Raw genomic sequence first — 16,023 nt, 5'->3', positions numbered from 1 at the left:
ACGTCGCAGGAGGCTACTGGCGAAATCCACAGGCGTCGGCGCACACCTTCGGCGGTCAACTGGTAGAGCCGTCGGCCGGCACGCCGCAAGGACCTTGGCTACGCACAGGAGATCTCGGCGTCATGTCGGATGGTGAGCTCTTCATCGTCGGTCGTATCAAGGATCTCCTGATCGTCGACGGGCGCAATCACTATCCCGATGACATCGAAGCGACGGTCCAGGAGATCACGGGCGGCCGAGTCGCGGCGATATCCGTCACCGAGGATCACAGCGAGCAGCTGGTCGTAATCGTCGAGATCAAGAAGCGGGGCAGCTCCGAAGAAGAGGCCCTGCAGCGGCTTCGAACCGTCAAACGGGAAGTCAAGTCGGCGATTTCGCGGTCTCACGGCTTGCGGGTTGCAGATCTCGTTCTGGTGGCCCCCGGCTCGCTCCCGATCACGACGAGCGGCAAGATTCGCCGCTCGACGTGCGCGGAGCGATACCGGCAAGGCGAATATGCGCGCGTGGACACCACCGCATGACTGTGTCGTACGACGAGGTCGAACTTCGGCACTGGCTGGTCGACTACCTCGTAACCAATATCGGCTGCAGCCCCGACGATGTCGACTTCAATGCCTCACTGAACGATCTGGGGTTCGGGTCGCGCGATGCCATCGCGCTCTCCGGTGAGCTGTCCGAGTTGCTCGGACGACAGGTTTCACCCGTCGAGTTCTGGCAGCATCCGACGATCAATGCCCTGGCGGGGTTTCTGACCGGCTCTGAACCCGATAGCGGCGAAGCGGTGCTCGCTTCCGCGCACGGATCGATGGATGAACCGATCGCCGTGATCGGCCTCGGATGCCGCTTCCCCGCCGACATCCGTGGGCCGGAAGTGTTCTGGGAGTTCCTGCGTGACGGCCGATCGGCCGTAGGTGAGGTACCGCCCGACCGGTGGACGCCGTTCGATGACGGTTCGCCAGAGGCGGCGGCCGCGCTGTCCCACACCACGCGCTGGGGCTCTTTCTTGACCGATATCGACGCCTTCGATGCGGAGTTCTTCGATGTCTCACCGAGTGAGGCCGCCAAGATGGACCCCCAGCAGCGTCTGCTGCTCGAGGTGGCACACGAGGCGTTGGAACACGCAGGCGTTCCGGCCAATTCGCTTCGGCATTCGCAAACTGGGGTGTTCGCGGGCGCCTGCCTCGGCGAGTACGGATATCTGGCGTCGACCGATCTGAGTCAAGTGGATGCATGGTCGGGTACCGGCGGTGCGTTGAGCATCATCGCCAACCGCGTCTCATACTTCTTCGACCTGCGCGGGCCGTCAGTAACCGTGGACACGGCGTGTTCGTCGTCACTGGTAGCGGTGCATCTGGCATGTCAGAGCCTGCGAACGGGTGATGCGAATCTCGCTATCGCGGCGGGGGTGAACTTGCTGCTGTCACCGGCGGTTACCCGTAGTTTCGATCAGGCCGAGGCGATGTCACCGACGGGTGGTTGCCACGCATTCGATTCCAGCGCAGACGGTTTCGTACGCGGCGAGGGCTGCGGTGTCGCGGTACTCAAGCGGCTCACCGACGCGTTGCGTGACGGTGACCGGGTGCTCGCCGTCGTCCGGGGATCCGCTGTCAACCAAGACGGCCGGTCCAACGGACTGATGGCACCGAACCCCGCGGCTCAGATGGCGGTGCTGCGAACCGCGTACGCCAATGCCGGCGTCCAGCCACGCGACGTGGACTACGTCGAGGCTCATGGAACCGGGACGTTACTCGGCGATCCCATCGAAGCCCGGGCGCTCGGAACGGTCTTGGGCCGCGCACGCCGCCAGAACGCGCCGCTGCTGATCGGGGCGGTCAAGTCAAATCTCGGACATCTGGAGGCGGCGGCCGGAATTGCGGGCTTCATCAAGACGGTGCTGTCGGTGCAGCGCGGGCGCATCCCGGCCACCCTGCACTTCCAGACTCCCAATCCGCACATCCCCTTGCAGAGTCTGCAGCTGAAAGTCGTTGCTGAGCCGACTGATTGGCCGGTGACGGATAGGCCCCGGCGGGCGGGGGTGTCGTCGTTCGGCTTCGGCGGGACCAACGCCCACGTGGTGCTGGAACAAGCTCCGAACCCGGTACCTGTCACGGCGCCGCCCTCGCGGTCCGGCGGGGCGGTGACCACCCTCGTGGTTTCGGGCAAGACGTACGAGCGCGTGGCCTCGACAGCGGGGATGCTCGCCGATTGGATGGAGCGCAGTGGAGCGCAAGTGGCGATGGAGGATGTCGCCCACACTTTGAATCATCACCGTAGCCGGCACGCGAAGTTCGCGACTGTGGCCGCATGCAACCGCGCCCAGGCGATTGCGGGGCTGCGCGCGCTCGCCGCCGCCCGGTCAGCCGATGGCGTGGTGGCACCGCACCAGGGCGTGTGCCGCCCGGGCACGGTGTTCGTTTATTCCGGTCAGGGTTCGCAATGGCCGGGAATGGGCCGGCAGTTGCTGGCCGATGAACCGGCGTTCGCAGCCGCGGTGGCCGAGCTGGAACCCGCATTCGTCGACCAGACAGGTTTCTCGCTGCGGCAGGTGCTCGCCGCTGGCGAGCCGGTTGTGGGCATTCATCGCATTCAGCCTGTGCTCGTTGGTATGCACTTGGCGCTGACCGAGTTGTGGCGGTCGTATGGCGTGGAACCGGATGCGGTGATCGGCCATTCGATGGGCGAGGTTTCCGCGGCGGTGGTGGCCGGAGCGCTGAGCGCCGCCGAGGGGCTGCGAGTGATCGCAACGCGGTCACGATTGATGTCGCGGCTGTCCGGACGAGGCGCGATGGCGCTGCTCGAGCTGGATGCGGAAGCCACTGCGGCGCTGATCCGCAGCCATCCTGCAGTGACGTTGGCGGTGTACGCGTCGCCGCGACAGTCGGTCATCGCCGGGCCGCCCGAGGATGTCGAGACCTTGATGGCCGCGGTGGCCGCGCAGGACCGGCTGGTGCGACGCATCGAGGTCGATGTGGCCTCACACAATCCCATAATCGATCCCGTGCTGCCGGAGCTGCGGGCGCAGCTTGCGGACTTGACGCCGGGAACACCGACCATTCCCTTCATCAGCACCACCCATGACCACACCACTAGCGATGCAACCACTTTCGACGCCGAGTATTGGGTGGCGAACCTTCGCAACCCTGTGCGGTTCAACCATGCCATCGCTGCGGCCGGGGCCGACCACGCGACCTTCGTGGAAGTAAGTCCGCATCCGGTTCTCACTCACTCCATCAGCGACACCTTGGCCGACGTTCACCACCACAGCGTTCCGACACTGCAGCGCGACGACCACGGCACCCTCACGTTCCACACCAACCTCAACGCCACCCACACCATCCAACCGCCGAAAACCGACCATGTTTCCGAGCCGCATCCGGTGATTCCAACAACGCCCTGGCATCACAGCCGGCACTGGATGACCCCCCGAAAGCGAGTGGCCGGCGCTGGATCCGCCCCCAGGGCGGGGACCCTGCTCGGCGAGCACATCACCGTCGCGACCACGCCTCCCGGGCACCTCTGGCAGGCGCGGCTGGTGCCGGAAGCCAAGCCGTATCCGGGTTGCCATCGAATCCATGGCCTCGAAGTGGTGCCGGTATCCGTTCTGTTGCAAACGATGGTCACCGCCTCGGCCGACTGTGGAGGCTCCGCGTTGTCCTCCGTACGATTCGAGCATCCGATCGTCCTCGACCAACCGCGCGTGATCCAAGTGGTCGCCGACGGCGAATCCCTCACCGTCGCATCGAGTCCGGTGGCTGAGCCCGGCGCACACCGCTGGGTCAGGCACGTGAGCGCGCGACTCTCGCCGTGCCCGCTTGACAACGACACCTCAGATGCCGATGTGTGGGCGCTGAACGGCCGAGAGTACGGCGCCAACGGCATCAAGAAGTCGGTTGCCGAGCTTCTCGAGGCATGGGGTGTCGAGGGTCAGCCGTTCACCTGGTCCATCCAATCGTTGCAGCACACCGAAGCCGGGGCGGTCGCCGATGTCCGGCTGGCGGAGGCATCGACGGTGGCACTGCTCGACGCGGCCGTCCACGTCGCCCGCTTGGTGGATGAGTCGAACCCCCGGCTCATGGTTCCTGCCGCTGTCGACAGTGTGCGGCTGGGATCCCCGCTGACCGATTTGCACGGTTCGGTCGAGATACGCCGGCGCACGAATCGCGAAGGCGACGACCTGATCGTCGACATCGCCGTGAAAGCGCCGGACGGGAGCGTGTGCGTCGATATCCGCTCCCTTCGGTACGCGGATGTGGAGTCCCGCCCGGGACAAGCGGTCGGGGCCACGTCGATGACCATCGCGCACGCGATCGAGTGGCAACCATGGCACCAGGCCTCTGAGGAACAGGCGCTGCCGGAGGGACGACACACGGTCGTGATTCTCGGGGCCGACGGGAGCGATGGCCTACAGGCGCGACTCGCAGACGGCGGTTACGTGGCGGCCGATCTTGGCGATGCCCGCTACGTTGTCTACCTGGCCGAGCCGCGGTTTGGAGAGGATGACATCGACTGCGCTGTAAGGCTTTCGGCGGATGTGGGAGAACTCGTCCGAGTGCTGGCGCAGCGGGATGACAGCCAACCGGCCACGATGTGGATCATCACACGCGGTGTTCACGATGCCGACACCGACGCGGCGCTGCCGCAGAGCTGCTTGTGGGGCCTTGCCGCCGTCATCGCAGCCGAGCAGCCGCAGTTGTGGGGCGGTCTCATCGACATCCCGGCCGGCGGCGACATCTGTGCTCACGCGCATGTGCTGTCCACGCTGCTGCCGGTTCCGTGCAAGTCAATCCTGGTGAGTCGCGACGGCGAGCTCCTTGCTCCGGCGGTCGTGCCGATCTCCGATCGACCGGTGCGCGAACCGCTGCGTTGTCGTCCGGATGCGGCGTACCTCGTCACCGGCGGAATGGGTGCCCTTGGTCTGCTGATCGCCGACTGGCTCGCGGACCGGGGTGCACGTCGGATCGTCCTTGCTGGCCGGACCGCATTACCGCCCCGGCATGCCTGGGACACTGACGGAAACGGCGCCGAGGTACGGCAAAAAGTCGCCGCAGTCCGGGCGCTGGAGATGCGCGGCGTCTCGGTGGACGTCGTGGCGCTCGACGTCGGATCCCGCGAAGCGGTACAGGCGCTGCTGTCCCGGCGCAACCGCGACGGAGCGCCGCCGATACGCGGTGTCATCCACGCCGCAGGCGTCACGGAAAGCACACTTCTGACTGAGATGGCCGACAACATGCTTCGGCGAGTCATGTGGCCGAAGATCGCCGGGGGACAAGCGTTGCATGAAGCGTTCCCGCCGGGCAGCCTCGAGTTCTTCTTCATGACCGCCTCGGCCGGAACGGTTTTCGGTGTGCCCGGGCAGGGCGCGTACGCATCGGCCAATGCGTACCTCGACTGCCTGGCGCGATCCCGTCACGAGCAAGGCTGCCATTCCGTGAGCCTGGACTGGGTGGCCTGGCGGGGACTCGGGTTCGCCTCCAACGCCGCGATCGTCATGCAAGAGCTGGAACGGCTGGGCTCGCGGCCGGTCAGCCCGGAAGAAGCCTTCGCCGCGTGGGAGTACGTGGATTCCTGTGACATAGCGCAAGCGGTGATGGTTCCCATGCCCTCTTGCAACGAAACGGCAACCGCAGACCGCACATTGGCACCGGCATGGTCCCAGATGGCCCACGACGATCTGCTGCGTGAACTGGAGATCGGGCTACGAGCAATTCTCGCCGGCGAACTTCGGATCCCGGAAGCAGAGGTTGAAGTGGACCGCCCGTTCGCGGAGCTGGGCCTCAATTCCCTGATGGCGATGTCGATTCGGCGAGAGGTCGAGCAGCTCGTCGGTATCGAACTGTCGGCAACGATGCTCTGGAATCACCCGACTATCGCGACATTGACGGCGTACCTCACCAAAAGACTTTCACCGCAGAAGGTCTCGGAAAACGACCTCGATCCGCCGGCCGACTCGGCGAACAGCGTGTTGGACACATTGTTCGACAGCATCGAATCGACTCCCGCCAGCGTCGAAAGCGGGATCCGGTGAATCGCAAGACTCAACAGCACTTCACGCAGGAGGTGGACACATGATAGGTATCCCGTCAGATCTGAAGGATGTCGTCGCTGAGACTCGGGCCGGCATGAAACAGATCAACTTCAACCTGGATCGTGTCGTTGAGCTGTTGGAGCAACTTATCGAGCTCGAGAGCGAAGAGATCCGGCCTGCGTCGTGACTGTTCTTGAGCTGCATCAGTGGTTAATCGAATACCTGATCACCAATATCGGCTGTGATCCCAACGAGATTGATCCTGATGCAGCCTTGTCGGATCTGGGAGTGGGCTCCAGTGACGCGGTGGTACTGTCCGGCGAGCTCGCCGAGGTAATCGGCCGGCCGGTGTCGCCGGTCGAATTCTGGCAGCACCCCACGATCAACGCTCTTGTCGACTACCTCACGACACTAGAGTCGGAGGACCAAGCCGACACGGCGCCTCCGAGTGACCGCAGCTCGGTCGGCGAGCCAATCGCTGTTGTCGGATTGGGATGTCGGTTCCCTGGCGAAATATCTGGACCCGAAGGACTGTGGCAGTTTCTGTCGGATGGCCGCTGCGCGATAGGGCAGGTTCCGCCTGATCGGTGGCTTCCGTTCGATGATGGCTCCTCTGAGGTGGCAGCGACCCTAGCCCGCACGACGCGGTGGGGCTCGTTCTTGAGTGACATCGATGCCTTCGATGCGGAGTTCTTCGACATCTCCCTTCGCGAAGCCGCCAAGATGGACCCCCAGCAGCGACTTCTGCTAGAAGTGGCCTGGGAAGCCTTGGAGCACGCAGGGATTCCTGCGAGTTCTCTGCGGCGCTCGAAGACCGGGGTCTTCGTCGGGGCATGTGTGTCTGAGTACGGCTTTCTGGCGTCCACCGACTTACCTGGCGTCGACGCGTGGAGCAACACCGGTGGCGCACTGAGCATCATCGCGAATCGGCTCTCGTATTTCCTGGATCTCCATGGGCCGTCCGTTGCGGTGGACACCGCCTGTTCGTCCTCATTGGTCGCCCTGCATTTGGCGTGCCAGAGCCTTCAGGTGCACGACTCTGATGTGGCGATCGCGGCAGGGGTTAATCTGTTGTTGTCGCCCGCGGTCTTTCACGGTTTCGATGAAGCCGGTGCGTTGTCGCCGACTGGTCTGTGTCATGCGTTCGACGCGGATGCCGACGGGTTCGTGCGCGGTGAGGGCTGCGGGGTGGTGGCACTCAAACGGCTGACCGATGCGCTGCGTGACGGCAATCGGGTGCTCGCGGTTGTGCGCGGTTCGGCGGTCAATCAAGACGGTCGGTCCAACGGCCTGATGGCGCCTAACCCAGCCGCTCAGATGGAGGTGCTGCGCGCGGCGTACACCAATGCCGGCGTGGAGTTGCACGAGGTGGATTATGTCGAGGCTCACGGCACCGGAACTCTGCTCGGCGATCCCATCGAGGCGCGTGCGCTCGGCACGGCCTTGGGCCGTGGCCGTCCGGAACAGTCGCCGCTGTTGATCGGCGCAATCAAGTCGAATCTGGGTCATCTGGAAGCCGCCGCCGGGATCGCGGGTTTCATCAAGTCGGTGCTGGCGGTTCAGCGGGCCACCATCCCGGGGACTTTGCACTTCCAGGCTCCGAATCCGCATATTCCGTTTGACCAGATGCGGCTGAAAGTAGTTGCCGAGCAACTCCAGTGGCCGAGCACGGGCCGCGTACGGCGGGCCGGAGTGTCCTCGTTCGGGTTCGGCGGCACCAATGCGCATGTGGTGCTGGAGCAGGCTCCGGATCCCGATCCCGCTGTCCGCGAACCGGAGCCGGCAGTGAGCACGCTGGTGATATCGGGTAAAACACCCCAACGTGTGGCGTCGTGGGCGGGGGCCCTGGCGGAGTGGATGACCCACGAGGGCGCCGATGTGACGTTGGCAGATGTGGCCCACACCCTCAACCATCACCGCGAGCGCCACAGCCAGTTCGCCACAGTGTGCGCGCGTGATCGGACTCAGGCGGTGGCGGGTTTGCAGGCGTTGGCGGCCGGTGAAACGGCGACGGGTGTGGTCGGCGCGCATGAGGGTTTGTGCCGTTCCGGCGTGGTGTTTGTGTATTCGGGTCAGGGTTCGCAGTGGGCTGGGATGGGTCGGCAGTTGTTGGCCGATGAGCCTGCTTTCGCCGCGGCGGTGGACGAGTTGGAGCCGGTGTTTGTTGAGCAGGTGGGGTTTTCGCTGCGCCAGGTGCTCGCCGGTGGGGAGCCGGTGAGCGGGGATGCGCGGGTGCAGCCGGTGATCATGGGGTTGCAGTTGGCGTTGACCGAGTTGTGGCGCTCTTACGGCGTGGAACCCGATGCGGTGATCGGGCATTCGATGGGTGAGGTGACCGCGGCGGTGGTGGGCGGGGCGCTGACTGTGGCCGAAGGCTTGCGGGTGATCGCGACGCGTTCGCGGTTGATGTCGCGGCTGGCCGGCCAGGGTGCGGTGGCTCTGCTGGGCCTGGACGCCGAGGCCGCCGCGTCGCTGATCACCGACTTCCCCGAGATAAGTCTGGCGGCGTATCTCTCGCCGCGCCAGACCGTGGTCGCAGGGCCTGTCGCAAGTGTCGATGCGGTGATCGCCGCTGTGAATGCACAGAACCGTTTCGCCCGTCGGGTGAGCATGGAGGTCGCCTCGCACACCGCGTTGATGGATCCGATACTTCCCGAATTGGCTTCGGCACTAGCGGATCTGACACCCAAGCCGCCCGCGATTCCGTTCATCTCCACTGTCGCCGACACCACCACCGATCCGCTACTGGACGCCGCGTACTGGGTGGCCAACGTGCGGGTACCGGTGCAGTTCAGCCGGGCCATCGCCGCCGCCGGCCAGGACCATGCCACCTTCGTCGAGATCGGCGCTCATCCCGTGCTGACTCATGCCATCAGCGACACCCTGGAGTCGGTGACCCATCACCACAGCGTTGGCACGCTGTGGCGTGACGGTGACGACACGGTCAGTTTCCACACCAACCTCAATATGACCCACACCAGTCGTCCACCAGACACCCCGCATGCACCTGAACCGCATCCGGTGCTGCCAACCACGCCATGGCACCACACCCGCCACTGGATCAATATCAGCCCAGCGAGAGCCGCTCGGCCAGTGAATGATTCGGGTGCGAGCACCGCCGGCGTCATCCCGGCTGAATGGCACTGCGAGCTGACATGGCCGGCTCGTCCGTTGTCGCTTGCTGAGGTTTCCGGGCATGGCGCCTGGCTGCTGGTGGCAGACGATCGTCTGGGCGCGGAAGTCCGTCGTCTGCTCGGGCCGGACACGACCGTCTCGATTCTGGCACCGTCGGTGCTGACCGTCGATCCCGGTAGGGCAGCGACCCTTGTCGATTCGCTGAGCGGCGTGCGCAATGTGCTGTACGCACCAGATGTCCCCGCTGGGCATTTCGACGCCGAGTCGGGCTACCGCTTGTTCAATGCGGCCAGGAGGCTCACGGCGGCGGTGGCCGCAATGCCGTTGCGGCCGAGGCTTTTCATGCTGACACGCAATGCCCAACCCTTCGGTGAAGCCGATCGAGCCAATCCCGCCCACGCAGTGTTGTGGGGCCTGGGTCGTACGTTGGCACTGGAGCATCCAGAGACCTGGGGCGGCGTCATCGACGTCGATGAGTCGGTGCCCGCCGAGTTGGCCGCCCGGTATGTACTGAGCGAGGCCCAAGGCGACGATGGCGAGGACCAGGTCGTCTACCGGGCCGGCGTCCGCCGCGTGCCTCGCCTGCAGCAGGGGCATCCGCCGCCGGCGTCGCCCGTAGAACTCGACAAAGACAGCAGCCAGCTGATCATCGGCGCAACCGGGAATATCGGACCTCACTTGATCCATCAGCTCGCTGACATGGGCGCCTCCACCGTCGTTGCGGTGTCGCGCAATCCGGGTTCGCGCCTTGATGAGTTGGCTCATAGCCTGTCGGCGAAGGGAACCACATTGGTTCGGGTCGCTGCCGATGCCTCCGATGAGGCGGCGATGAGCGCATTGTTCGACCGCTTTGGCACAGACCTTCCGTCGCTCAGCGGTATCTATTTCGGCGCCTTCGGGGGCGGGCCGGTGACACTGCGCGACATGACCCACGACGACGTCGCCGCCATGTTCCGTCCCAAACTCAACGTGGTGTCGCTGTTGCACAAACTTTCGCTCAAACACCCGGTGCGCCAGTTCGTGTTGTTCTCGTCGATCTCTGGCTTGCTCGGCTCCCGGTGGCTGGGGCATTACGCGGCGACGACGACCTTCCTTGACACCTTCGCCTATGCGCGTCGAGCGGCCGGCCTTTCGGCCACCACCATCAATTGGGGGCTGTGGAAGTCGTTGGCTGACGCCCAAACCGGCCAAGAGCGCCAGGTGACACTCGATTCCGGACTCGATCCCATGCCTGACGAGGTCGCCATCCAAGCACTGTCGTTTCTCACCGGTCCGGACGGCCCAGTACGCTCCACCGTCGTCGCCGCCGACTGGAGCCGACTGGCTGCCGCGTATCGCACCCGCGCACCACTTCACATCCTGGACGAACTGCTGCCCAGCGACGACGGCAGTGTTAGCACGACGCTGCGGACGGAGTTCCGTGAGGCACTGCACAACTGCGAACCCACACGCCGTCGCGATCTTCTGGTCGAGCACATCAGTTCGCGTGTTGCGGCAGCGATGGGATTACCGTCACCGCAGTTGCTGGATCCGTCGGCAGGTTTCTTCCAGTCCGGTATGGACTCGCTGATGAGCGTGACGCTTCAGCGGTCGCTCAGCGAAAGCCTTGGCGAAGTACTGCCCGCATCCGTGGTGTTCGACTATCCGAACGTCGAGGCGCTCGCAAGCTACCTGACCACGATTCTTCCCGAATTGATCGAGGTTGCCGATCAGGAGAGCGTCGACACCTACGTGGAGCTCACCGAAGATGAACTGCTCCAACAACTGTCGGAGAGGCTGAGTTGAGCTTATGACTGTTACGCCGCCTGATCGCAGGACGATCATCACCGATGCACTTCAGAAGATCGATGAACTGAGTGCGCGCCTGGAAATCGCCGAAAAGGGTGACACCGAACCGATTGCGGTCGTGGGGATGGGATGCCGGTTTCCCGGTGGCGTGAACAACCCCAACGAGTATTGGCAGTTGTTACAGAAAGGGGTCGACGGCATCGTCCGAGTTCCCCCCGAACGTTGGGATGCCGACGCCTACTACTGTGTGGACCACACCGTACCGGGCACGATCTGTACTCGTGAGGGAGGTTTTCTAACCTCCTGGCAGCCGGACGAATTCGATGCGGAGTTCTTCGGTATCTCCCCTCGTGAAGCCGCCGGGATGGACCCACAGCAGCGGTTGCTGCTCGAAGTCGCCTGGGAGGCATTGGAAAACGCTGGCATCACCCCCCATGCGATCCGTGGTACGCAAACCTCGGTCTTCGTCGGTTTGACCACCAACGACTACTCACTCACCTTCGCCGGGAAACTCAGGCCCGAAGATCTCGACCCCTATATCCCATTCGGAAATGCGTCGAACTTCGCCGCGGGCCGGTTGGCGTATTTCCTTGGGGTGCACGGCCCGGCAGTGGTCATCGACACCGCGTGTTCGTCATCGCTCGTGGCGGTCCATCTCGCCTGCCAGAGCCTGCGCCGACGCGAAAGTGACAATGCGTTAGCCGCTGGCGTCAACTTGATGCTGAGTCCTGAGAACAGCATCGCCTGCTCGCGGTGGGGAATGCTGGCTCCTGACGGCCGCTGCAAGACCTTTGACGCTGGCGCGGACGGATACGTGCGCAGCGAGGGCTGCGGCGTCGCGGTGCTCAAGCGGCTCAGTGATGCACTGCGCGACGGGGATCCGGTGTTGGCGGTGGTGCGCGGTTCAGCGGTAAACCAGGATGGCCCCAGCAGCGGGCAGACCGTTCCCAACGGGCCGGCCCAGCAGGCCCTGTTGCGCCAAACGCTGGCGGCGTCGCGGCTGCAGCCTGCCGATATCGACTACATCGAAGCCCATGGCACCGGCACCTCGCTGGGCGATCCGATCGAACTCGAGGCATTGAGCCAGGTGTTCTCCGAACGAAATGGCTCCGCACCGTTGGTGCTGGGTTCGGTGAAGACAAACCTGGGACATCTGGAATCCGCGGCAGGCATCGCCGGTTTCATCAAGACCGTCCTGAGCGTGCGAAACGGGCACATTCCCAAACACCTTCACTTCGAGCGGCTGACCCCGCACGCCAGCGACCATGCCGCCCGCTTCACCATCGCCTCGCAACCGATGTCCTGGCCGACCGTCGCGCGGGCCCGGCGCGCCGGAGTGTCCTCATTCGGCGTGAGTGGCACCAACGCGCATGTGGTGATCGAGCAGGCTCCGGATCCCGATCCCGTTGTTCGGGAACCGGAGCCGGCGGTGAGCACACTGGTGATCTCGGGCAGGACCCCGGCGCGGATCTCGGCGACCGCAGGGATGCTCGCCGACTGGATGCAGGGCGACGGCGCCGGTGTGGCGCTGGCGGATCTTGCCTACACCTTCGAGCATCACCGCGCCCGGCACAAGAACGTCGCAGCGGTATGCGCGCGTGATCGGGCTCAGGCGGTGGCGGGTTTGCAGTTGTTGGCGGCCGGAGAAACGACGATTGGCGTGGTCGGCCCGCACCAGAGGCCGAGCGGTTCCGGTGCAGTGTTTGTGTATTCGGGGCAGGGTTCGCAGTGGGCCGGGATGGGTCGGCAGTTGTTGGCGGATGAGCCTGCGTTCGGCGCGGCAGTGGATGGGTTAGAGCCGGTATTCGTTGAGCAGGTGGGGTTTTCGCTGAGACAGGTGCTTGCAGACGGCGAGCCGGTGAGCGGGGATGCGCGGGTCCAGCCGGTGATCATGGGCCTACAGCTGGCGTTGACCGACCTGTGGGACGCGTATGGGGTGCACCCGGCTGCGGTGATCGGGCATTCGATGGGTGAGGTGACCGCGGCGGTGGTATCGGGCGCGCTGACCCGGGCCGAGGGGTTGCGGGTGATAGCGGCCCGGTCGCAGTTGATGTCGCGGCTGGCGGGCAAGGGTGCGGTGGCTCTGCTGGGCCTGGACGCTGAGGCCACCGCGGCGGCGATCGCAGACTTCCCCGAGGTGAGCGTGACGGTCTATGCGGCACCGCGCCAGACCGTGATTGCCGGGCCTGTCGCGCAGGTCGATGCCGTGATCGCCGCCGTGAAGCGGAAGGACGGTTTGGCCCGCCGGGTGAACATGGAGGTCGCCTCGCATACCGCGTTGATGGATCCCATCCTGCCCGAGTTGCTGACCGCATTGGCGGATCTGACACCCAAGAACCCTGTCATCCCGTTTCTGTCCACCGTCTGTGATGGCACCACCGCGCCACTCCTTGACGCCAGGTATTGGGTGGCCAACGTGCGGGTGCCGGTGCAGTTCAGCCGGGCCATCGCCGCAGCTGGACACGACCATGCCACCTTCATCGAATTCAGTGCTCATCCGCTGGTCACCCACGCCATTACCGACATTCTCGAGTCGGCTGCGCCGAGCCGGCGCCACCTCGTCACCTCGGCGATGCGCAGGGGAAAAGACGAGACCCTGTTTTTTCATTCGCAGCTGGCCGCAGTCGGTGCGCCGGCGCGGGCTGCGAGGGGACGGTTTGTGGATCTTCCGCCGACGCCGTGGCTGCATTCGAGATACTGGATCACAAACCGGTCCACTGGCCCGGAGATGACCGATGCTCATCCACTGTTGGGCGTGCACGTCGAGATGCCTTGCGGTACCGGCCATCTGTGGCAGGCAGATGTCGGGACCGAGAAGATTCCCTGGCTCGCAGACCACAGGGTGCATGGCCGGGCTGTGATGCCGGCAGCGGCTTTCGCTGAGATGGCGCTGGCCGCCGGCAGCGAAGCCCTCGGGCTGCCCGTGGAAGCTGTCAGCGTGGAACGGCTCGAGGTCGAGCAGAACCTTTCCCTGAATAGCCATACCCGGGTGACTACGCAGCTTGTTCGCAGTGCTGACAACGCGATTGGTGTCGAGATCTATTCGTGCTCACCCGACGGCAATTGGTGTCGGCATGCGACGGCGCGCGTGCAGCCGGTGCAGGCGGCGGAGGACACGGTTGAGCGGCGGTCCCCGGCCGCGGAGTCTCAGAATGTGGTGTCGCCGGCGGATTTCTATGCGGCCTTACGGCGTACCGGTGCAGATCACGGGCCGGCGTTTTTCGCACTGACCAGGATCGTTCGGATGCCCGACGGTGGTTCAGAGACCGACATCGTCGCGCCCGACCAGGCTGTCGCACACCGGAATTACCGGATTCACCCCGTGATGCTGGACGCGGCTCTGCAGAGCTTGGCTGCCGCAATGCCCGCGCTGGGCAATTCGGATGACGTCACGTACTTGCCGGTGTCGGTTGAGGCGATCCGGGTCTTCGGCGATGTCGGCAGGAGGGCGCGATGCCGGGCCGAGTTGGTAGACGTCGATGATGACGGTGCCGGCAAGCTGGGCCGGGTCACCTTGATGGACGAGGCCGGGACTCCTACCGCCGAAGTTGTCGGCATCCGTCTGGGGCCCACGGAGCGCCCGACGGTGCCGCTGCCGTTGGAGCAGAAGGTGTTTGACACCGTCTGGGTAGAATGTCCGGTTCTGTCTGAACCCGCGGCATCGGACCTGCCTACTGGAAGTTGGCTGGTGCTGAGCGGCGACACCGATGCGGAGGCGTTGACGAAGCGGTTCATTGCCAGATTCGGGTCACCGGCCCAACGGATGCTCAGTGCAGACCTCTCAGACGAATCCGCGGTGCGCCGGGCCATCACGGAGACCGCGGCAGATCCCAAGCTTCCACCGGTAGGCGTGATTGTCTTCGTCGGCGACCGCGCGTTCGACGGCGCCGACTCCGGTGGCGCGCTGTTGCGCGCGCAGGATTTGATCTGGTCGGTCTCGGCGACAGCCCGGGCCGTGGTCGACGCCTGGCCGCAGAAGTCGCCGCGGCTGTGGCTCGTGGCACGCAACGGCCTTGCGGTGCACGGTGATGAACCGGGTGATCCTGCGATCGGCGCCCTCAAAGGTCTCATCCGTACTTGGGGCTGGCCAGGTGAATTCGCCCGTGTCCTCGCAGATGAGCCGGACCTGCGCGCCACTCTTGTCGATCTGGATGCGGCCAACGACTCTCTTTCGACATTGGTCACTGAACTGGCGTCATCGAGTAGTGATGACACAGTCGCGTGGCGTGGCAAGCGGCGGTTCGTCGAGCGGCTGTCGCGGGCGACACTGTCCGAACGGACACCTGATCCGCTTGTTCGCCCAGATGGGGCGTACATCGTCACGGGCGGTCTGGGTGGCCTGGGCATGGTGGTGGTTCACTGGCTCGTGGACAGCGGCGCCGGGCGCGTTGTCCTCAACGGCCGGTCCGGTCCCTCAGACACCGCGCGGACGGCTCTCGCCGACCTTGAAAGCCGAGCCGAAGTCACTGTGGTGCGAGGCGATATCGCCTCTTCGGGAGTGGCCGAACAACTCGTATCGGCCGCCGAAGAAACCGGCCTGCCGTTGCGCGGGGTGGTCCACGCGGCTGGCGTGCTCGACGACGGGCTGGTCGCCGCCCTCAACAGGGAAAGCCTGGAACGTGTGTGGACAGCCAAGGCCGCCGGCGCCTTGCGGCTGCACGAAGCCACCGCCGACCGGCAGCTCGATTGGTGGGTTGGCTTCTCATCGATGGCCGCGCTGCTGGGATTGCCCGGCCAGGCAGCGTATGCCTGCGCGAACGCGTGGCTTGACGCCCTGGTCGCGTGGCGAACGGCGTGGGGGCTGCCCGGCATCGCGATCAATTGGGGCCAATGGGCCGATGTGGGAATCGGTCGCTCGGTGACACTCAGCGTCCTCGACCCCATCACTCCCGCCGAAGGCGTCGAAGCACTGGAGTCGCTGGTGGGCCGAAGCCTCACCCGGGTAGGTGTGGCACGTCTGCGCCTCGATCGTGCGGCGGCGGCGTCCCCTGAGATCCGCGAGATCGGTTACTTCGCCGGTCTCGTCGAGGAATTGGACACGCTGTGCACCGACGACCGACCGACTCTCGACGACG

4 protein-coding genes and 1 pseudogene are annotated in these 16,023 nt (G+C 65.0%); all 5 read left to right on the top strand.

Going from position 1 to position 16,023, the window contains the following annotated elements; genetic code table 11:
- Positions 1–521, top strand: a pseudogene (locus VFH65_RS31020) (acyl-CoA synthetase); the annotation flags it as partial.
- A complete protein-coding gene (locus VFH65_RS31015; protein WP_353327208.1) occupies positions 518–6,025 on the top strand; it encodes a type I polyketide synthase in 5,508 nt (1,835 codons plus the stop codon). The pseudogene VFH65_RS31020 and the gene VFH65_RS31015, both read left to right, overlap by 4 nt.
- A 40-nt stretch (positions 6,026–6,065) precedes the next feature.
- Complete coding sequence (locus VFH65_RS31010; RefSeq protein ID WP_353327206.1) at positions 6,066–6,212, top strand: hypothetical protein; 147 nt, start codon at positions 6,066–6,068, stop codon at positions 6,210–6,212.
- Positions 6,209–10,945 (top strand): type I polyketide synthase, encoded by a 4,737-nt coding sequence (locus VFH65_RS31005; RefSeq protein WP_353327204.1) that lies wholly within the window; start codon positions 6,209–6,211, stop codon positions 10,943–10,945. Before VFH65_RS31010 ends, VFH65_RS31005 begins: the two co-directional genes overlap by 4 nt.
- Before the next feature lie 4 nt (positions 10,946–10,949).
- A partial coding sequence (locus tag VFH65_RS31000; protein WP_353327203.1) for a type I polyketide synthase occupies positions 10,950–16,023 on the top strand: 5,074 nt, incomplete at its 3' end.

Origin of the sequence: Mycobacterium sp. (assembly GCF_035697385.1) — a bacterium.
Classification (GTDB): Bacteria; Actinomycetota; Actinomycetes; order Mycobacteriales; family Mycobacteriaceae; genus Mycobacterium.
This window is presented reverse-complemented; position numbering and strand designations above follow the sequence as displayed.